The 20,252-nt window shown below is 67.9% G+C and carries 15 protein-coding genes; 14 read left to right on the top strand and 1 reads right to left on the bottom strand.

Annotated features, from left to right (window positions below):
• Window positions 1-42: 42 nt before the first annotated feature.
• From ATL42_RS07015 to ATL42_RS07000, 4 genes are all read left to right on the top strand, one after another.
• A complete protein-coding gene (locus tag ATL42_RS07015; protein ID WP_098454734.1) occupies window positions 43-1,359 on the top strand; it encodes a M50 family metallopeptidase in 1,317 nt (438 codons plus the stop codon).
• 97 nt (window positions 1,360-1,456) lie between these two features.
• Window positions 1,457-2,593 carry a flavodoxin-dependent (E)-4-hydroxy-3-methylbut-2-enyl-diphosphate synthase gene (ispG, locus tag ATL42_RS07010; protein ID WP_245862250.1) on the top strand — a complete coding sequence of 379 codons (1,137 nt, stop codon included), beginning with the start codon at window positions 1,457-1,459 and terminating at the stop codon, window positions 2,591-2,593.
• A 49-nt stretch (window positions 2,594-2,642) separates the two neighbouring features.
• Window positions 2,643-3,539, top strand: a complete 897-nt coding sequence (locus ATL42_RS07005; protein WP_098454732.1) for a GNAT family N-acetyltransferase — start codon at window positions 2,643-2,645, stop codon at window positions 3,537-3,539.
• 88 nt (window positions 3,540-3,627) lie between these two features.
• Window positions 3,628-5,403, top strand: a complete 1,776-nt coding sequence (locus ATL42_RS07000; RefSeq protein ID WP_098454731.1) for a proline--tRNA ligase — start codon at window positions 3,628-3,630, stop codon at window positions 5,401-5,403.
• A gap of 90 nt (window positions 5,404-5,493) precedes the next feature.
• On the opposite strand, the gene ATL42_RS06995 is transcribed toward ATL42_RS07000, so the two are convergent.
• Complete coding sequence (locus tag ATL42_RS06995) at window positions 5,494-6,570, bottom strand: DUF4439 domain-containing protein (protein ID WP_169925360.1); 1,077 nt, start codon at window positions 6,568-6,570, stop codon at window positions 5,494-5,496.
• A 275-nt stretch (window positions 6,571-6,845) separates the two neighbouring features.
• On the opposite strand from ATL42_RS06995, the gene ATL42_RS06990 reads away from it, so the two are divergent.
• The 10 genes from ATL42_RS06990 (at window position 6,846) to ATL42_RS06945 (ending at window position 20,252) form a co-directional block, all read left to right on the top strand.
• Window positions 6,846-7,382 carry a ribosome maturation factor RimP gene (locus tag ATL42_RS06990; RefSeq protein WP_098454729.1) on the top strand — a complete coding sequence of 179 codons (537 nt, stop codon included), beginning with the start codon at window positions 6,846-6,848 and terminating at the stop codon, window positions 7,380-7,382.
• 1 nt (window position 7,383) lies between these two features.
• On the top strand, window positions 7,384-8,451 hold the full coding sequence (gene nusA / locus ATL42_RS06985; RefSeq protein WP_098454728.1) for a transcription termination factor NusA: 1,068 nt from the start codon (window positions 7,384-7,386) through the stop codon (window positions 8,449-8,451).
• Window positions 8,405-8,908, top strand: coding sequence for a YlxR family protein (locus ATL42_RS06980; RefSeq protein WP_342748117.1), 504 nt, complete (start codon window positions 8,405-8,407; stop codon window positions 8,906-8,908). The genes nusA and ATL42_RS06980 overlap by 47 nt, the downstream gene beginning before the upstream one ends.
• Window positions 8,909-8,963: 55 nt before the next feature.
• Window positions 8,964-11,858 (top strand): translation initiation factor IF-2, encoded by a 2,895-nt coding sequence (infB, locus tag ATL42_RS06975; RefSeq protein WP_098454726.1) that lies wholly within the window; start codon window positions 8,964-8,966, stop codon window positions 11,856-11,858.
• Between the two features lie 123 nt (window positions 11,859-11,981).
• The gene (gene rbfA / locus ATL42_RS06970; RefSeq protein ID WP_098454725.1) at window positions 11,982-12,434 is read left to right on the top strand and encodes a 30S ribosome-binding factor RbfA; all 453 of its coding nucleotides are present in this window, start codon (window positions 11,982-11,984) and stop codon (window positions 12,432-12,434) included.
• Window positions 12,431-13,396 (top strand): tRNA pseudouridine(55) synthase TruB, encoded by a 966-nt coding sequence (gene truB / locus ATL42_RS06965; protein ID WP_098454724.1) that lies wholly within the window; start codon window positions 12,431-12,433, stop codon window positions 13,394-13,396. Before rbfA ends, truB begins: the two co-directional genes overlap by 4 nt.
• Window positions 13,397-13,477: 81 nt before the next feature.
• On the top strand, window positions 13,478-14,467 hold the full coding sequence (locus ATL42_RS06960; RefSeq protein ID WP_098454723.1) for a bifunctional riboflavin kinase/FAD synthetase: 990 nt from the start codon (window positions 13,478-13,480) through the stop codon (window positions 14,465-14,467).
• Between the two features lie 54 nt (window positions 14,468-14,521).
• A complete protein-coding gene (locus tag ATL42_RS06955; RefSeq protein ID WP_098454722.1) occupies window positions 14,522-17,356 on the top strand; it encodes a putative bifunctional diguanylate cyclase/phosphodiesterase in 2,835 nt (944 codons plus the stop codon).
• Window positions 17,357-17,508: 152 nt separating this feature from the next.
• Window positions 17,509-17,778: a 30S ribosomal protein S15 gene (gene rpsO / locus ATL42_RS06950; RefSeq protein WP_098454721.1), complete on the top strand. Its 270-nt coding sequence runs from the start codon at window positions 17,509-17,511 to the stop codon at window positions 17,776-17,778.
• A 242-nt stretch (window positions 17,779-18,020) separates the two neighbouring features.
• A complete protein-coding gene (locus ATL42_RS06945; RefSeq protein ID WP_098454720.1) occupies window positions 18,021-20,252 on the top strand; it encodes a polyribonucleotide nucleotidyltransferase in 2,232 nt (743 codons plus the stop codon).

Here is a 20,252-nt window from a genome sequence, read left to right as displayed (position 1 = left end):
ACCCGGTGACTGGCGCGTCGGCGCAGCACACAAGGAGATGTGATGGCTTACCTCGTCGGCGTGCTGGTGATGGTGGTCGGCGTGCTCGTGTCGATCGGTCTCCACGAGATCGGTCACATGGTGCCGGCGAAGCGCTTCGGCGTCCGTGTCAGCCAGTACATGGTGGGTTTCGGTCCCACCCTGTGGTCCACCACACGAGGGGAGACCGAGTACGGCCTCAAGGCGATCCCTCTGGGTGGCTATGTGCGCCTCGTCGGTATGTATCCGCCGGGCGACCCGCGCCGTGCTGAGAAGACGGGACGGATTGCCGAGCTGATCCAGTCCGCCCGCGACGCCAGCGCTGACGAGATCTACCCGGGGGAGGAGCACCGGGCATTCTACAACCTCTCGTCTCCGAAGAAGGTCGTCGTCATGCTCGGCGGACCGGTGATGAACCTCCTCATCGCGATCGTGCTCACCACTGCCGTGGTGGTCGGGTTCGGTCAGCTCGAGCCCACGACCACTCTCGAGAGGGTCTCCACCTGCGTCCTGCCGCTCGACGCGCCGGCTGACGCCGCGTGCACAGATGCTGACCTCGCGGCGCCCGCAGCAGCGGCAGGTCTGCTCCCGGGCGACACGATCGTCGCGTTCGGGGGAGACGACGTCTCCGGCTGGGACCAGCTTGCTGACCAGATCGCGCAGACCGGAGGCGAGACCACAAGCATCGTCGTCGAGCGCGACGGACAGCGGGTAGAGACCGAGATCACACCGGTGGTCACCGACCGCCCTGTCTACGACGCGGACGGTGCCCCGACGGTCGACGCGTCCGGCGACGCGATCACCGAACCCGCCGGGTTCCTGGGCATCGGCCCGACAGAGGAGCTCGAGGGACAGTCCATCACGCTCGTCCCCGGGATGATCGGGGAGCGGCTCTCGCAGACCGCGAGCGTCATGCTCACCCTTCCGCAACGCCTCGTCGACGTGGCGCAAGCTGTGTTCGGCGACGAGGAGCGCGACGAGAACTCGGTGATCGGTGTCGTCGGCATCGGCCGGTTCGCGGGGGAGATCACGTCGTCTGACGTCGACGGCTATGGTGTCGAGCTCATGTCGGCCGACCTGCTCATGATCCTCGCCGGACTGAACATCGCCTTGTTCACGTTCAACCTCATCCCGCTCCTGCCGCTCGACGGCGGGCACGTCCTCGGAGCGCTCTACGAGGGCGCACGACGCCAGGTCGCCCGCGTCCGTGGCCGAGAACGTTCTCTCCCTGCGGACACCGCACGGATGATGCCTCTCGCCTATGGCGTGTTCGTCGTTCTCGCAGCCATGGGCGTCCTGCTGGTGTATGCCGACATCGTCAAACCCATCCGCCTGACGTGAAGACTGTGGTCGTTTTTGGTACCGGATCTGGTCGGCGGCGTGCAGGTCCTCTCGCACGGGGGATACTGGTCTAGTGAGTGTTCCTATCAGTCTTGGCATGCCAGAAGCCCCTGCGCCCGTGCTGGCGCCCCGTCGCAAGACGCGGAAGATCAAGGTCGGGAAGGTGTTTGTCGGCGGTGACGCTCCCGTGAGCGTGCAGTCGATGACGACCACTCCGACGACCGACATCAACGGCACCCTTCAACAGATCGCGGCGCTGACCGCGGCAGGCTGCGACATCGTACGTGTCGCGGTGCCGAGTCCCGACGATGCACTGGCGCTGCCAGCGATCGCGAAGAAGTCCCAGATCCCGGTCATCGCGGACATCCACTTCCAGCCGAAGTACGTCTTCGCCGCCATCGACGCCGGGTGCGCCGCGGTCCGAGTGAACCCGGGGAACATTCGCAAGTTCGACGACCAGATCAAGGAGATCGCGAAGGCCGCCAGCGACGCCGGCGTCTCCATCCGCATCGGGGTCAACGCGGGGTCCCTCGATCCCAGGCTGCTCGCGAAGTACGGCAAGGCGACACCCGAGGCACTCGTCGAGTCCGCCGTGTGGGAGGCGTCCCTCTTCGAGGAGCACGGCTTCCACGACTTCAAGATCTCGGTGAAGCACAACGACCCGGTGATCATGGTTCGTGCGTACGAGCTGCTGTCCGAGCGCGGCGACTGGCCGCTGCACCTCGGCGTGACCGAGGCCGGTCCTGCATTCCAGGGCACCATCAAGTCGGCGACCGCGTTCGGAGCACTCCTCTCGCGCGGTATCGGCGACACGATCCGAGTCTCGCTCTCCGCGCCGCCCGTGGAAGAGGTGAAGGTCGGCATCCAGATCCTCCAGGCGCTCAACCTTCGTCCCCGCAAGCTCGAGATCGTCTCCTGCCCGTCGTGCGGGCGCGCACAGGTCGACGTGTACACGCTGGCAGAGAAGGTCACTGCTGGGCTCGAGGGGCTCGACGTCCCGCTCCGTGTCGCGGTGATGGGCTGCGTCGTCAACGGTCCCGGTGAAGCTCGAGAAGCGGATCTCGGTGTCGCATCCGGTAACGGCAAGGGCCAGATCTTCGTCCGCGGAGAGGTCGTCAAGACCGTCCCCGAGGCGCTCATCGTCGAGACGCTCATCGAGGAAGCGATGCGCATCGCCGAGACCATGGAGCGCGCTCCGGGAGAAGGCGGCGCGGCAGTCGTCACGGTGAGCTGAGCGTGTCCGTGGAACGGCCGGACCGGCGCGTCTGAGGCACGATGTCGTCATGGCACTGACCGGCGAGCGCGGGCTCCCACGACGCCCACCGCAGGCGCGCGTGCTCACAGACGTCGACCTTGGTGCGGCGTTGGCTCTGTGCGCGATCGATCCCGTCGCGTCGGTGCTCGCGACCACGCGGATCGAGACAGCGATCCTCTTCGGGCTCGCTCGAACGACCGGCCAGGTGTGGGGATATCCCGCTGAGGGACCGCTCGAAGCGGTGTGCTGGTCCGGAGCGAACCTCGTGCCGGTCGTGCCGTCCGGAGCCACAGAGGCGATCGACGCATTTGCCAACCTCGCCCGCAGCCGGGGACGACGATGCTCGTCGATCGTCGGACCAGCAGCGCTCGTGCTCGGCCTGTGGCAGCGTCTCGAAGACGTGTGGCCGCGGCCGAGGGACGTGCGGACCGAGCAGCCGTCGATGGTCATCGACGCGGATCCCCGAGTCGACCCGGACGAAGAGGTGCGCTACTCGACGCTCGACGACTATGCGGTGCTCCTCCCGGCATGCGTGTCGATGTTCATCGAAGAGGTGGGGTACTCGCCGATCGAGTTTGCAGGCAGCGCCTACGAGGACCGGGTCCGTTCGCTCGTGATCGAGCGCCACTCCTTGGTGCGCACGACGCGTCACGAGCAGCCGGACGGAGTGACTGGCGTCGTGTTCAAGGCCGAGCTCGGGGCAGTCACCCGCACGGTCGCTCAGGTCCAGGGGGTCTGGGTCGCACCGCACCACCGGGGACGAGGCCTGGCGGCTGCGGGGATGGCTGCCGTGGTGCGTGCCACCCGCAGGGACTCCGCGCCGATGGTGTCCCTGTACGTCAACAGCTACAACACCCGGGCGCTGGCGACGTACCGGCGGGTCGGGTTCGAACAGGTCGGCACGTTTGCGACGGTGCTGTTCTAGCGGGCTGTCCGGGCGGCGCACCGTGGTCGGTCCTGTGCGGCAGGACGACCGGTCAGGCCAGTCCGTCGTGAACGACTAGGCTCTGCACATGCTTCTTCGTCTTTCTACGCTGTTCGTCCGGACCCTGAGGGAAGACCCTGCCGACGCTGAGGTCGCCAGTCACCGTCTTCTCCTGCGTGCCGGGTACATTCGTCGCGCCGCACCAGGGATCTATTCGTGGCTCCCGCTCGGCCTACGGGTCCTCGCCAAGGTCGAGGCCATCGTCCGGGAGGAGATGGAACGCACCGGAGCGCAGGAGGTGCACTTCCCGGCGCTCCTGCCCCGTGAACCGTTCGAGGCGACCAACCGGTGGACCGAGTACGGTCCCAACCTCTTCCGGCTCACCGACCGGCGGGATGCCGAGTACCTGCTCGCGCCTACTCACGAGGAGATGTTCACGCTCCTCGTCAAGGACCTGTACTCCTCGTACAAGGACCTGCCGGTGACGTTGTTCCAGATCCAGACCAAGTACCGGGACGAAGCGCGTCCGCGCGCCGGCCTCATCCGTGGCCGCGAGTTCATCATGAAGGACGCCTACTCGTTCGATGTCGACGACGCCGGGCTCGACGTCGCCTACCAGACGCAGCGTGATGCCTACGAGCGCATCTTCCAGCGGCTCGGCCTGGAGTACGTCATCGTCGCCGCGACGTCCGGCGCGATGGGAGGGTCCCGCAGCGAGGAGTTCCTCACGCCCACCCCGATCGGCGAGGACACGTTCGTCCGCTCGCCCGGCGGGTACTCGGCGAACGTCGAGGCGGTCGTCACGCTCCCTCCTCCTGCGATCGACTGGACCGACGCGCCCGTCTCGCACGTCGAGAGCACGCCGTCGACGACGACCATCGCCTCGCTCGTCGCGCTCGCGAACGCGGAGCACCCGCGCGCTGACGGCGTCGCCTGGACCGCCGCAGACACGCTGAAGAACGTCGTCCTTGCCCTGGTGTTCCCCGACGGCTCGCGCGAGGTCGTCGTCGTCGGGCTGCCGGGCGACCGCGAGGTCGACCTCAGACGTCTCGGGGCGGCGGTTGCACCAGCCGAGGCCGAGCCTGCAAACGACGCCGACTTTGCGAAGGCGCCGCACCTCGTCAAGGGGTACATCGGTCCAGGGGTGATCGGCCGGGCGAACACGGGCAGCGAGACCGCTACGCGGTACTTCCTCGACCCCCGCATCGTCGACGGCACACGGTGGATCACGGGCGCGAACGAGGTAGGCAAGCACGTCTTCGACCTGGTCGCCGGTCGTGACTTCGTCGGTGACGAGGCCATCGAGGCCGCTGAGGTGCGCCCGGGCGACCCCGCTCCTGACGGCTCCGGCCCGCTCGAGCTTGCACGTGGAATCGAGATCGGGCACATCTTCCAGCTCGGGCGTAAGTATGCCGAGGCGCTCGGGCTCAAGGTGCTCGACGTCAACGGCAAGCGCGTGACCGTGACGATGGGTTCCTACGGCATCGGAGTGACCCGCGCGCTCGCGGCGCTCGCCGAGGCCAACCATGACGAGAAGGGCCTCGCGTGGCCGGTGCATGTCGCGCCTGCTCACGTGCACGTCGTGGCGACGGGCAAGGACGCGGCTGTCTTCGAGGCTGCCGAGTCGATCGCCCAGACGCTCTCGACCCGAGGGATCGAGGTGCTGTACGACGATCGTCCGAGGGTCTCGCCAGGCGTGAAGTTCGCTGACGCCGAGCTGCTCGGGGTTCCGTTGGTGGTCGTCGTCGGTAGGGGCCTGGCCGAGGGCGTCATCGAGGTTCGCCCCCGCATCGGTGGGACGTCTGAGCAGGTTCCGGTGGACCAGGCCGCTGACCGGGTCGCGGAGCTCGTCGAGCTGCTCTGAGAGGTTTCAGGACCTCTCCTGGTTCCTCATGGCCGAGCAGGAGCGGAAGGAGCGGCCGTCATGACGGTCGGCTCCTCCCGCTCCTGCCGATCACAGCTGTTCAGGCATCCCTGGGAACGGCTGCAGCGGAGCGCTGAAGGCACGAGCTGTCGCGTACGTGTCGACGACAGCATCGAGGAACGGTGCGCGTTCGTCTGGTGCGACCTGTCCGGCGAGCGTCGCGTAGGTCGTCGTCAGCGTCGACTCGATCTGCGCAGCGAACGGCACGATGGTCTCGACCCCGGAGAGCGGGGCACCGCCGTCGACCCCGTCAGGAAGGTCGTAGGCGACTTGACGGGGGTCCGTGGTCGTCTCGGCGACGGATGCTAGCTCGGCCCACTCCTGGCCATGCTCACGGTGTGCGGACGCGCGCGCCAAGGACAGTGTCCGAGCGTCCGACGGGAGCCGTGCGGCGGCTACCTCGTACGCGTAGCCCGCTGAGTCTTCGCTCCTGACGAGCGTCGTCAGGTCGGTGGTCGACAGGTTCGTCGGGAGCGTCTCGGGGAGGTCTGTACCGAACGCTTCGGGGAGGACGAACTCCGTACCGGCCGCTTCCGCGAGGGCCCGTGCCGACTCGATCTGGGACGCGGCGATCGAGACGTAGAGCCGTGCGAGAGCCCCGTCCGCGGGAGTGGCCAGCGACCCGCGGGCTCGTGCTGACGACTGCGCGAGGAGCGACACGACGGACTCCGGAGTGGCGACAGCCGTCGTCGCGGTGTCTGTCGGGGCTGTCCCGTCGGTCGCATCGCCGACGCCGGGGAGCTCCGACGGGTCCGTGGCGGTCTTGTCCGCGAACGTGTCAGGGTCGAGCGACGTCTGCGTGGATGCGTCGGCCTCGCTCTCGTTCTCGCTGGTGGTGTGGCTGAGCCCCGAGACGTATTCCCCGCCGAGTGCGTCGAGGTGCAGGGCCGCAAAGTCGGTGACCTGCTGCAAGGAGGCGGCGGTCGGGCTCTCAGCAGACACCTCGAGGAGCGCCTCCGAGGCTGCGTCGCGGATCGCGATAGCGTCTGCGACCATGGCCTGACGCGAGATTTCGTCGGCGTCGGGTGCCAGCTCTGGGATCTCGGCGCTCTCGAGGCGGAGGCCGCAGCCACCGAGCACGACGAGCGTGAGAAGTGTGCCGATCATCACCCGCAGCCGGTCGGTCCGCGTCTTCTCGTGCCCGGCCGAGCGACCGGTGCTTCGAGCACTGCATACGGTGGAATGGCCGGGAACCGGCCGCATGGTGTTCATCAGGCATGATCATGTCATGGTGGTCCGACAGTCGACCGCAGCCTCCGCAGGGTGGTCTGTCTGTGCCTGCGTGCTGCGTGCCCCGAGGGACTCGGTAGGCTTGGCCCGTACAACAACACACCGGTCTGATCCATGCCCGGTGGGCTGTGGAGCTGAACGGGAGTGAAGTGATGGCGGCAGCAACTACCGCACAGCAGGTCGCGGACGCGGTGCGACCGGGCGTCGAGAGCACCGGCCTCTTCCTCGAGGACGTCAAGGTCGCGCCTGCAGGGGCGAAGACGGTCGTGCGGATCGTGGTCGACCTGTCAGAAGACGAGACCGGTTCGGTCGGTCTCGACCAGGTCGCCGAGGTAGCCCGTGTGATCTCTGACGTCCTCGACGAGCGCCAGACCATGCGAGGTGCATACACCCTCGAGGTGACGTCTCCAGGAACGTCGCGACCCCTGACGGAGCTCAGGCACTTCAAGCGTGCACGCACCCGCCTCGTCGAGGTGCACCTGGTCGACGGCTCGTCGTTCACTGCACGGCTGACGGCGCTCGACGGAACAGATCTCGTGTTCGAGGACGGAGAACGTCGGGTACCGCTCGTCGATGTTCGTTCAGGACAGGTCGAGGTCGAGCTGCGACGCGCTGAAAAGCTGGACGAGAGCTCTTTCACGGACTTTGAGGGGTCGGACAGCTCCGACCAGACGGATGGTGAGGTCTGAGATGGATATCGACATGAGCGCGCTGCGCATGCTGGAGCGAGAGCGCGACATCAGCATGGAGGTCCTGGTCTCCGCGATCGAGCAGGCCCTCGCACTGGCATACCAGCGCACGCCCGACGCGTGCCGGACAGCGCGCGTCGTGGTCGACCGCCGCAGCGGGCACGTGACGGTCTGGGCGCGAGAGGACATCGAGCCCGAGGTCGAGCAGGTGGGCGTCGACGCCGAGTCCGGGGAGCCGGAAGCGTTCGTCGCCCGTCCCTCGACCCTCGGTCCAGAGTTCGACCACACACCGCGAGACTTCGGTCGGATCGCGACCGCGACCGCGCGCCAGGTGATCATGCAGCGCCTCCGCGACGCGGAGGACGAGCAGGTCCTCGGCCAGTTCCGAGGCAAGGAGGGCGAGGTCATCGCGGGCGTCATCCAGCAGGGGCGCGACCCGCGGACCGTGTTCGTCGACGTGGGAGGGACCGAAGCGATGCTCGGAGCCCACGAGCAGGTTCCGACCGAGCGCTACGTCCACGGGGAGCGGCTGCGTGCTTACGTCCTCGACGTGTCGCGCGGGATGAAGGGACCGTCGATCTCGTTGAGCAGGACCCACCCGAACCTCGTCCGGAAGCTCTTCGAGCTCGAAGTTCCGGAGGTGGCGGACGGATCGGTCGAGATCGTTGCGATCGCTCGGGAAGCGGGCCATCGGAGCAAGATGGCGGTGCGGACCAGGGTCGCCGGGCTCAATGCCAAGGGGGCCTGCATCGGGCCGATGGGTCAGCGGGTGCGTGCGGTGATGGCGGAGCTGCACGGAGAGAAGATCGACATCGTCGACTACAGCGACGATCCTGCGCGCTTCGTGGGCAACGCGCTGTCGCCGGCCAACGTGAGCTCTGTGACGGTCGTCGACGCCGAAGCCCGCGCTGCGCGCGTCGTCGTCCCTGATTTTCAGCTGTCGTTGGCGATCGGCAAAGAAGGTCAGAACGCCCGGCTCGCCGCAAAGCTGACGGGGTGGCGCATCGACATCCGGTCGGACGGTGGCGTGCCGGAAGACGACGAGAGCGACGTCGACGTGGCCCGATAGGTCACGAGACGTGACGAGGCGCGCTAGACTGACAAAGTCTGGGTCACGTACCCCGTACTCTTCAGGCGTGTCTTCCACGTCCACCTGCACGCCATCAGCTTCTCTGGCGTGCAGCGGACCGGTGAGGACGTGCGTAGGGTGCAGGGAGCGTGATGAACAGACGCAGATGATCCGGTTCGTGATCCATCCTGGAGACGCAGCGACCGGCAGCGAGGCTGTCGTCGTAGCCGATCTCGGACGCACGTCACCGGGACGCGGCGCGTGGCTGCACCCTTCCGCGCGGTGCGGCGAGCTCGCGCTGAAGCGCAAGGCGTTCCCGCGTGCACTTCGCGCGGCGGCGAACATCGATCTGCAGAGCATGACCGAAGCGTTGGGGTCCGTGCCCCTCGCGAGCACGACACGTCGACAAGGAAGCGGGTCAGAAGCCGATGGGCACCCGATGAGTACTCAGCGATGAGTTCCCAGCACTAACGACGGTCCTCCTGCCTTGGGTGGACCAAGACAGGAGAGTTGTGGCTAAGGTCCGCGTCTACGAGCTCGCAAAAGAGCTCGGGGTGGAAAGCAAGACAATCATGACCAAGCTCACCGAGCTCGGTGAGTTCGTCAGGTCAGCATCATCGACGATCGAGCCCCCGGTCGTCCGCAAGCTCCGGGACGCGTTCCCGGCACCGCAGAGCGAAGCCCCAGCGGCCAAGCCTGCGCCGAAGAAGCCCGCCCCGCAGAAGCCTGGCGCGCAGAAGCCCGCCCCGCGTCCCGCAGAGCAGGCGCCGGTTCAGACGCCCGCCCCTGCCGCAACGCCCGAGCCTGTGGCTGCTCCGGTCGAGGCGCCCGCACCTGTGCCGGCACCCGCGCCGGCCGCCGAAGCGCCCGCGGCAGCACCTGCTGCTCCAGCGGCACCCTCGCCGCGGCCGGCTGCCCCGACCCCGAAGCAGGCTCCGGCGGAGCCCGTCGAGGCACCTCGGGCCGAGTCTCCGCGAACCCCCGGTCCTCAGGGCCAGGCGGCAGCACCTCGTCCGGGCAGCCCGCGTCCCGGCAACAACCCGTTCGCACCGAGCCAGGGCATGCCACGATCCGGTGCTCCTCGGCCGGGGAACAACCCGTTCGCCACCAGCCAGGGCATGCCGCGCCCGGGGCAGCGTCCCGAGCGCACAGAGCGCACGGACAACGTCAACCCCGCAGCGCCTGCGGCCAACACGACCGAGCGTCCGGGCGGTCCTCGCCCGGCAGCGCCGCGCCCTGGTGGCGCACGCCCGAACCCGGGCATGATGCCCGGGCGCAGCGCGGTCGGACGCCCCGGTGAGCGCGCTCCTGGTGGACCCGGTCGCCCGGGCGCCCCAGGCGGCGGGGCAGGCGGCGGCCGAGGTCGTCCTGGAGGCGGTACCGGCGGACCTGGCGGAGCGCCGGCCGGCGGTGGCGGTTTCGCTGGCCGTCCCGGCGGCGGTGGTGGACGTGGTGGAGCAGGCCGCGGCAGCACCCAGGGTGCATTCGGTCGCGCTGGAGGCCGTCCGGTACGTGGGCGGAAGTCGAAGCGCGCGAAGCGTCAAGAGTTCGAGCAGATGCAGGCACCGTCGCTCGGTGGCGTGCAGGTTCCCCGCGGCAACGGCAAGACTGTCGTCCGGCTGCGGCACGGCTCGTCGCTCAACGACCTCGCTGACAAGATCGACGCGAACCCCGCCAGCCTGGTCACTGTTCTCTTCCACCTCGGTGAGATGGCGACGGCGACGCAGTCCCTCGACGAGGACACGTTCGGAACGCTCGCATCCGAGCTCGGCTACATCATCGAGATGGTCTCGGCCGAAGAAGAGGACCGTGAGCTGCTCGGCGGCTTCGACATCGACCTCGATGCCGAGCTGGACGCCGAGGGCGACGACGAGCTCGAGGCTCGTCCGCCTGTCGTGACCGTCATGGGTCACGTCGACCACGGAAAGACGCGACTCCTCGATGCGATCCGCAAGACGGACGTCGTCTCGGGCGAGGCCGGTGGCATCACGCAGCACATCGGTGCGTACCAGGTGCGCCACGAGCACGAGGGCATCGACCGTGCGCTGACCTTCATCGACACCCCGGGTCACGAGGCGTTCACCGCCATGCGTGCACGTGGTGCCCAGGTCACCGACATCGCGATCCTCGTGGTGGCGGCCGACGACGGTGTGATGCCTCAGACGATCGAGGCGCTCAACCACGCTCAGGCCGCTGGCGTGCCGATCGTGGTTGCCGTCAACAAGATCGACAAGGAGTCTGCGAACCCGGACAAGATCCGCCAGCAGCTCACCGAGTACAACCTCGTGGCGGAGGAATACGGTGGCGACACGATGTTCGTCAACGTGTCTGCCCGTGAGGGACTGAACATCGACGAGCTTCTCGGTGCAGTCCTCCTGACGGCGGACGCGTCGCTCGACCTCCGTGCCAACCCGAACAAGGACGCACGTGGTGTGGCTATCGAGGCCAACCTCGACAAGGGACGCGGTGCCGTCGCGACGGTCCTCGTCCAGTCGGGAACGCTGCACATCGGTGACTCGATCGTCGCGGGCACCGCCTACGGACGCGTCCGTGCGATGTTCGACGAGCACGGCGAGACGGTCGAGGCAGCTACGCCTGCCCGTCCGGTCATGGTCCTCGGGCTCACGTCGGTGCCTCGCGCCGGCGACACGTTCCTCGTGGCACCGGACGACCGCACGGCTCGGCAGATCGCCGAGAAGCGTGAGGCAGCCGAGCGTGCAGCTCTCCTGGCCAAGCGTCGCAAGCGCATCAGCCTCGAGGACTTCACGCAGGCGCTCCAGCAGGGCAAGGTCGAGACCCTCAACCTCGTCCTCAAGGGAGATGTCTCCGGTGCCGTCGAGGCGCTCGAAGACGCGCTGCTCAAGATCGACGTGGGCGACGAGGTCGAGCTGCGGGTCATCCACCGTGGAGTGGGTGCCATCACGCAGAACGACGTCAACCTCGCGACGGTCGACAACGCCGTCATCATCGGCTTCAACGTCAAGACCGGTGAGCGCGTCGCCGAGCTCGCTGACCGCGAGGGCGTCGACATCAAGTTCTACTCGGTCATCTACCAGGCGATCGACGACGTGGAAGCAGCCCTCAAGGGGATGCTCAAGCCGGAGTTCGAGGAAGCGCAGCTCGGCACCGCCGAGGTCCGCGAGATCTTCCGTTCCTCGAAGTTCGGAAACATCGCCGGTTGCCTCGTGCGCTCTGGCACGATCAGGAGGAACACGAAGGCCCGGGTGCTGCGCAACGGCACGGTCATCGAGGACAACCTCTCGGTCGAGTCGCTCAAGCGGTTCAAGGACGACGCGACCGAGGTCCGCGAAGGCTACGAGTGCGGTATCGGGCTCGGATCCTTCAACAACCTCCAGGTCGACGACGTCATCGAGACGTTCGAGATGCGCGAGAAGCCGCGCTCCTAGCACGACCCCAGAGGGCCCCTCGGGGCGACGCCCGGCTCACGCCGGAACGCGTCGTCCTGGGGGCCCTCTGGCCGTTCGGCGAGGCTCGCCCCCGCCACCAGACCGTCAGAGGAAGGAACTGTCATGGTTGACCACCCCCGGGCCCGCAAGGTTGCCGAACGTATCCAGGTGATCGTCGCCCAGATGATCGACACCCGGATCAAGGACCCTCGTCTTGGATTCGTCACGATCACCGACGTCCGCGTGACAGGTGATCTCCAGAACGCATCGGTGTTCTACACCGTCCTCGGCGACGAGGAAGCCCGCACCGGGTCGGCTGCGGCTCTCGAGAGCGCCAAGGGCCTCATCCGCTCCGAGGTCGGCAAGCAGACCGGTATCCGGCTCACGCCGACGCTCGAGTTCTTCCTCGACTCGATCCCAGAGAACGCAGCGACCTTCGACGCCGCGCTCCACGAGGCGCACCGACGAGACCAGGAGCTCGACGCTCTGCGCAAGACGGCGAGCTACGCGGGAGACGAGGACCCGTACAAGAAGCCTGCGGCGCCTGAGCAGGCAGCGGCTGACGACGACGCATGAACGACTCACCCCTGTCGGGCGGTGCGCACGCACGTCCCGCGAGGCGTCCTCCTGCAGCTGACGGTTTCGTCGTCGTCGACAAGCCTCAGGGGTGGACGAGCCATGATGTCGTCGCACGGATGCGTGGGCTGGCCTCGACCCGCAAGGTCGGCCACGCAGGAACGCTGGACCCGATGGCGACCGGGGTGCTCGTGCTCGGGATCGGCCGCGCGACCAAGCTCCTCACCTACGTCGTGGGGGAGGACAAGGAGTATCGCGCGACCGTCCGTCTCGGTGCGAGCACGACGACCGACGACGCCGAGGGGGAGGTGCTCGTCACGGGCGACGTCTCGGGCGTGACCGACGAGGCTGTGAGGGCGTCGGTCACGGAGCTCACCGGGGCGATCCTCCAGGTTCCGAGCGCAGTGAGCGCGGTCAAGGTCGACGGCAAGCGGGCCTACGCGCGTGTACGCGCAGGCGAGACCGTCGAGCTCACGTCTCGGCCGGTGACGATCTCGAGATTCGACGTCGAGGACGTCAGGCGCGAGACTCACGACGGGTCGGCGGTCGTCGACGTCGATGTCACGGTCGTGTGCTCGTCAGGAACGTACGTCCGAGCGCTCGCACGAGACATGGGCGTGGCGCTGGGGTGCGGGGGGCACCTGACCGCGCTGCGGCGCACACGGGTGGGTGGCTACACGGTGTCGGGAGCACGCACGCTCGAGGACCTCGCCGCTGAGGTAGAGCGAGACGGCACCGTGCACGTCATGCCTCTCGCCGACGCTGCGCGTGCCCGGTTCCCCGTCCGAGACCTCACCGACGACGAGACCCGTGACCTCGGGCACGGCAGGCGGCTGACGTCGTCCTGCCCGACCGAGACGGTGACGGTCGCAGCGGTCTCGGCAGGCGGCACGCTCGTCGCGCTGCTCGAAGACGACGGTGAGCACGCACGACCCGTGCTCGTCTTCGCCCCGGCACAGTAGGTAGATTCTGTCGGCGGTGCCACCCCGTGGCACGCTAGTGCGTGCGGTGAGCAACCGCCTCGATCGTGGTCAGGAGCAGGTGTGGAACGCTGGACCGGCCTCGAGGAGGTCCCCGAGAACTTCGGCCCGTCGGTCGTCACGATCGGCAACTTCGACGGAGTGCACCGCGGGCACGCTGTGGTGCTCGGCGCGATCGTCGACCGTGCGCGTACGACGGGTGCGCGAGCGGTCGCCGTGACCTTCGATCCGCATCCGGCGATGGTGCACCGCCCGCACCAGGCTCCGCCGCTCATCTGCAGCGTCGAGGAGCGCCTCGAGCTCATGGCGGCGACAGGCCTCGATGCTGTCCTGCTCCTCGAGTACACCCTCGACTTTGCACGGCACACACCCGAAGAGTTCGTGCAGGAGTATCTTGTCGACGGGCTCGGCGTCAGCACGGTGGTCGTCGGTCGAGACGTGCGGTTCGGTCTCGACAACAGCGGGACGCTCGAGACGATGGTGTCCCTCGGCGAGAAGTACGGCTTCGAGGTGATGGTCGTCGACGACGTCGGACGTCACGACGAGAGCGCACGCTGGTCCTCGACCGTCGTCCGCAGGCTTCTCCTGGAGGGCGACGTCGCGACGGCGAGCACGCTGCTGGGGCGCCACCACCAGCTGCGGGGCGTCGTCGTGCACGGCGACGCCCGCGGACGGGACCTCGGGTTCCCGACCGCCAACCTCAGCCAGGACGCCAGCGGGATCGTTCCTGCGGACGGCGTGTACGCAGGATGGTTGAGACGGCCTCGACTGCTCGCGCGGGGGGCGCAGACGCTCGATGCCGTCCTGCCGGCAGCAGTGTCGATCGGGACGAACCCGACCTTCGACGGCGTCCAACGCAGGGTCGAGGCGTACGTCCTCGACCGGACGGACCTCGAGCTGTACGACGAGGAGGTCGTCATCGAGCTCGTCGAGCGGCTTCGCCCGACGCTGCGCTTCGACGGTATGGGACCGCTCGTCGAGCAGATGCACGCAGACGTGGTGCGGACACGCGAGGTCCTAGGGCTGCTGACCGGGCACGACACGACCGGGTGAGAACCGAGCCTAGGGCCTCAGAAATTGGCCGCTGAGGTCGATAGGTGACCTGACATGGTGACTACTGATCCGCGCGAGGCGTCCTGCGCCACGACGAAGCTCTTGCTGACGTACGTGCGTGCGCAGGGCGGAGACGGTGCTGTAGCGCGCGTGATCGAGCAGTCAGGTGTGGAGTACACCGTCGCTGACCTCGAAGACACGTCCCGGTGGATCAGCCACGACTCTCGTCTCCGGCTCTTCTCAGCCGCGACCGCAGTCGTCGGTCACGACCAGGTGATGACCGAGGTCGGGGCCGCCGCGATGCGCAGCGACGTGAGATCAGTCATCGTACCGATGCTCCGGGCCTCCGGTTCGTCGCGGGAGGCGTACCGTCGGTTGCCCGCTGTCATCCAGCACCTCACCTCTGTGTCGGTGCTGCGCGTCGTCACGAGCTCGCCGGGGGCGGCGACGCTCGAGATGCAGCGCGAGCACGAGCACTCACGTCTCGACTGCGACTATGCACAAGGGCTGTTGTCTGCAGTCCCGACGTTGTGGGGACTTGCGCCGGCCACCGTCACGCACACCACCGGTCCGGGGGAGAACGGCGAGGTGTGCCGGTTCGAGGTCGCCTGGATCGACAGCGTGCGCCCGTCCACACCACGTCGACGTCGGAGGTCCGAGGCAGACCTCGTCGCGCTGCGAGCGCAGATGCACGAGCTCCAGGTGGCGGCGGCAGACCTCGTCGCGAGCCAGGACGTACCGACGGTGCTCGACCGGATCGTCCATCACGCCGCCATGGTGACTGACGCGCAGGCCTACCTGCTGGTGATCGACGACGTGGACGGGACAGGACGTGCGGTCCGGTCCACGGGGCTCACAGAGGAGAGAGAGGCGCACCTGGCGCAGGTGCTGCTATCCGACGAGCCGTTGGGGGACGACGCAGTCGTCGTCGACGTCGCCTCCTCGCGTCGGGTCCACGGGCGGCTCGTCGCGCTCTACAGCACTGGTGACGGGCAGAGACGTCGGTCTCGAGAGCTGCTCGAGGCGTACGCCCACCATGCCGCGTCTGCGTTGGACCTGCTCACGGCGCTCGAAGAGAGCCGTCGTGAAGAGCGTCGGGCAGCAGATCTCTTGGCCTTGGCGCACGATCTCGCGGTCGCGACCGACAGTGTCGCGGTGGCGCAGGTCTTGGCGGAGGCCCTACCGCAGATCGTGGGCTGTCGTGGGTCGACGGTGATGCAGTGGGAAGCTGCTCTAGGGAGCTTTCGGGTCGTGGCGGCGGCCGGCCTGGAGGAGGCTGCGAGGGACGTGGTGCTCTCGACGACGTTCCGCGCTGACCAGATCCCCGAGATCGTCGGGATCCTCACCCACCACGGACCGCTCCTCGTCGATATCCGCACGGCGAGCCCGGTCCTGCAGCAGGTGCTGCGCGCGAGCGGGTCCCAGAGCGTCGTCGTGGTGCCGCTCCTGGCCGGCGACGAGCTCATGGGAGTCGTCACTGCAGGCTTCTCAGGGTTCCTCGACGGCACAGGTCAGCACCATGAGGCGCTCGCGCGCATCGCGGGCATGAGCGACCAGGGCGCGACAGCGCTCCAGAACGCACGCCTGCTGGCGACGGTCCGGCACCAGTCGCAGCATGATGCGCTCACCGGTCTCCCGAACAGGCTGCTCTTCGCGCGGCTGCTCGACGAGGGGCTCCGGGGGGCGAGCGGAGAGGCGAGCACGGCGGTCCTCTTCTGCGACCTCGACCGGTTCAAGCACATCAACGACGCGCTCGGTCATGCAGCGGGCGACGAGCTGCTCCGCCAGGTCAGCGCCCGGCTGCGTGGTGAGCTTCGACCGGGTGACGTGGTCGGCAGGCTGGGCGGCGACGAGTTTGCGATCTTGCTGACCGACATCGACGACGAGCGGCAGCCTTTCGCTGTCGCCATGCGGCTCGTCGACGCGCTCGACGAGCCGTTCCGGATCGACGGTCGGGAGGTTCGGATCACGGCGAGCGTCGGTGTCGCCATCCACTCCGGTACGGACGGTCGGGGAGACAAGCTGCTCGCGGCCTCCGACTCAGCGATGTACATCGCGAAGCAGTCCGGGCGCAATCAGGTCGCCATCTCGGGGGAGGCGCTCGCACGTCGTATCGTGCCCTCGTTGGAGGCCGAGCTGAGCAAGGCCGCCGGGGCAGGTGAGCTTCGGCTGCACTTCCAGCCGGTCGTCGACGTGTCGGGGACCGACGATCTGACTGTCGTCGGTGCTGAGGCGCTGCTGCGCTGGCACCACCCACGGCTCGGGCTGCTGGCTCCGGGGGCTTTCCTCCCGCTCGCCGAGGAAGCAGGTCTCGTCACCGACCTCGACCTCTGGGCGCTCGATGCAGCGTGCAAGCAGCTCGCTGGCTGGCCGGCGACGTCCGACCGTCCGCTGCACGTCGCAGTCAACCTCGCCAGCGCGTCGCTCGTCGATCCGCGGCTCGTGCCCGCGGTCCGTGCGGCTCTGACGACATATGGCCTCCTGCCGAGCAGGCTTCACCTCGAGCTCGTGGAGAGCCGGTCTCTCATCGACCTTCCCGGGGTGATCGAGCGGATGGACGAGCTGCGGCAGCTCGGGGTGCGCATCTCGCTCGACGACTTCGGAACCGGGTACTCGACGCTCGCCTGGCTCCAGGCTCTCCCGGTCGACCAGATCAAGATCGACCGCAGCTTCATCATGCAGCTGCCGAAGCACGGAGCGTCGCTCGCGGTGGTTCGCGGGGTCCTGGCCCTCGCACGCGAGCTCGGCATCGAGGTGATCGCCGAGGGTGTCGAAGAGCCGGAGCAGCTGGCGATGCTCCGGGAGATCGGGTGCGAGCTCGTCCAAGGGTTCTTGCTCGGGCGGCCGGCGCCCGAGCTCGACCAGTCTCGACCGGTCGTCGGCGGCTGAGAACCTCTCGGGAGGTCGTCGCCGGACGAGCCGCCGAGCCACCGCGGAGCGGAATCCTGCTAGACTTGCCACGCCGTCAGAACGGCCGCGGATACATAGAGCTCGGGTGGACTTGCCCCGGAGCGCCGCGCAACGACACACCAAGGAGAGCCGTGCCCCTCGACACTGCCACCAAGCAGCGCATCATGACCGAGTTCGCCACCAGCGAGGGCGACACCGGTTCCCCCGAGGTTCAGGTCGCGATGCTCACGCAGCGCATCCTCGACCTCACCGAGCACCTCAAGGAGCACAAGCACGACCACCACAGCCGTCGTGGTCTGCTCCTCCTCGTCGGCCAGCGCCGTCGTCTTCTCGGCTACCTGCAGCGGGTCGACGTCAACCGCTACCGCACACTGATCGGTCGTCTCGGCCTCCGCCGCTGACACCACCCTGACCAGCCCGGACCCCGTGAGGGTCCGGGCTGGTTCGGTATGACTGCACCACCCAGATCCACCGCACGCCATCAGTACAACCAGTCACACACCGGTCCAGCCCGATCCACCTCGTTCGGTCCTCGGTAGTGACCTACGGAGCAGCACGCGCCCTGCGCGACCACTCCGTGGGTTTCGATCGAAGACCGCCAGGTGCACAGCGGGCGGGCCACTCCGAGAAATGGAGGGCACCCATGGAGGGTCCCGAGATCGAGTTCAGCGAAGCGATCATCGACAACGGGCGCTTCGGCACCCGTACCGTGCGCTTCGAGACCGGCCGCCTCGCACGCCAGGCCGCCGGCTCCGCAGTCGCCTACCTGGACGGCGACACGATGCTGCTGTCCGCCACCACGGTCGGCAAGCACCCCAAGGAACAGTTCGACTTCTTCCCCCTCACGGTGGACGTCGAGGAGCGGATGTACGCCGCCGGACGGATCCCCGGATCGTTCTTCCGCCGTGAAGGCCGCCCGAGCACCGAGGCGATCCTCGCGTGCCGTCTCATCGACCGTCCGCTGCGCCCCACGTTCGTCAAGGGGCTGCGCAATGAGGTCCAGGTCGTCGTGACCGTGCTCGCGATCCACCCGGACGACGCCTACGACACGCTCGCCATCAACGCGGCGTCCCTGTCGACCCAGCTCTCTGGGCTGCCGTTCTCCGGCCCGATCGCCGGTGTGCGCATTGCGCTCATCGACGGCCAGTGGGTCGCGTTCCCGAAGTACTCTGACAAGGAGCGCGCAGTCTTCGACATGGTCGTCTCCGGTCGTGTCGTCGGCGACGACGTCGCGATCATGATGGTCGAGGCCGAGGCCACGAACAACTCGTGGAACCTCATCAAGAACGAGGGCGTCGCCGCACCGACCGAAGAGGTCGTCGCCGAGGGCCTCGAAGCAGCCAAGCCCTTCCTCAAGGCGCTGTGCGACGCACAGGCAGAGCTCGCCGCGAAGGCTGCGAAGCCCGTCCGCGAGTTCCCTGTCTTCCTCGACTACCAGGACGATGCGTTCGCCGCAGTCGAGGGCGCGGTCTCCGCCGACCTCACGACGGCACTGACGATCGCTGACAAGCAGTCGCGCGAGTCACGTCTCGACGAGCTCAAGAGCGCGGCCGTCGCGCAGCTTGCCGCCGGGTTCGAGGGGCGCGAGAAGGAGCTGTCCGCAGCGTTCCGCGCAGTGACCAAGAAGCTTGTCCGTCAGCGCGTCCTCAACGACGGCGTCCGCATGGATGGTCGCGGTCTTGCGGACATCCGTACGCTCTCGGCCGAGGTCGAGGTCGTCCCCCGCGTGCACGGCTCGGCGATCTTCGAGCGTGGCGAGACCCAGATCATGGGCATCACCACGCTGAACATGCTCCGCATGGAGCAGCAGATCGACTCGCTCGGTCCGGAGACGCGCAAGCGCTACATGCACAACTACAACTTCCCGCCCTACTCGACCGGCGAGACCGGTCGCGTGGGCAGCCCCAAGCGTCGCGAGATCGGCCACGGAGCGCTCGCTGAGCGTGCCCTCATGCCGGTGCTGCCGAGCCGCGAAGAGTTCCCCTACGCGATCCGCCAGGTCTCCGAGGCGCTCGGGTCCAACGGTTCGACGTCGATGGGTTCCGTGTGTGCGTCGACGCTGTCGATGCTCAACGCTGGTGTCCCGCTGCGGGCACCGGTCGCAGGCATCGCGATGGGTCTCATCTCAGACCTCACCGGGAGCGAGGCTCGCTACGCGGCCCTCACCGACATCCTCGGAGCCGAGGACGCTCTCGGAGACATGGACTTCAAGGTCGCCGGGACGCGTGAGTTCATCACGGCCATCCAGCTCGACACGAAGCTCGACGGCATCCCCGCCTCGGTTCTCGGCGCGGCACTGAACCAGGCCCGCGACGCACGCTTCGCGATCCTCGACGTCCTCAACGAGGCCATCGACATCCCGGACGAGATGAGCCCCTACGCTCCTCGGGTCATCGCGGTCCAGGTCCCGATCGACAAGATCGGCGAGGTCATCGGCCCGAAGGGCAAGATGATCAACCAGATCCAGGAGGAGACCGGCGCGGACATCTCCATCGAGGACGACGGCACGGTCTACATCGGAGCCGTCGACGGCCCGTCCGCAGAGGCTGCACGCGCGGCGATCAACGCGATCGCCAACCCGCACGTCCCTGAGATCGGTGAGCGCTTCGTCGGGACCGTCGTCAAGACGACCTCGTTCGGTGCATTCATCTCGTTGTCCCCGGGCAAGGACGGTCTGCTGCACATCAGCCAGATCCGCAAGCTCGTCGGTGGCAAGCGTGTCGAGAACGTCGAAGACGTCCTCGCCATCGGCCAGAAGGTCCAGGTCGAGATCGGTGAGGTCGACCCGCGCGGGAAGCTCTCGCTCCACGCGGTCGTCGAAGAGTCCGAGCCTGCAGCGGACGACGCGTCCGGTGCAGAGCAGGTCGACGCCTGA

The organism is Sanguibacter antarcticus (assembly GCF_002564005.1).
GTDB classification, from domain to species: Bacteria; Actinomycetota; Actinomycetes; order Actinomycetales; family Cellulomonadaceae; genus Sanguibacter; species Sanguibacter antarcticus.
The sequence above is the reverse complement of the archived record's forward strand: the minus strand, read 5'-3'. Positions and strand labels throughout refer to the sequence as shown.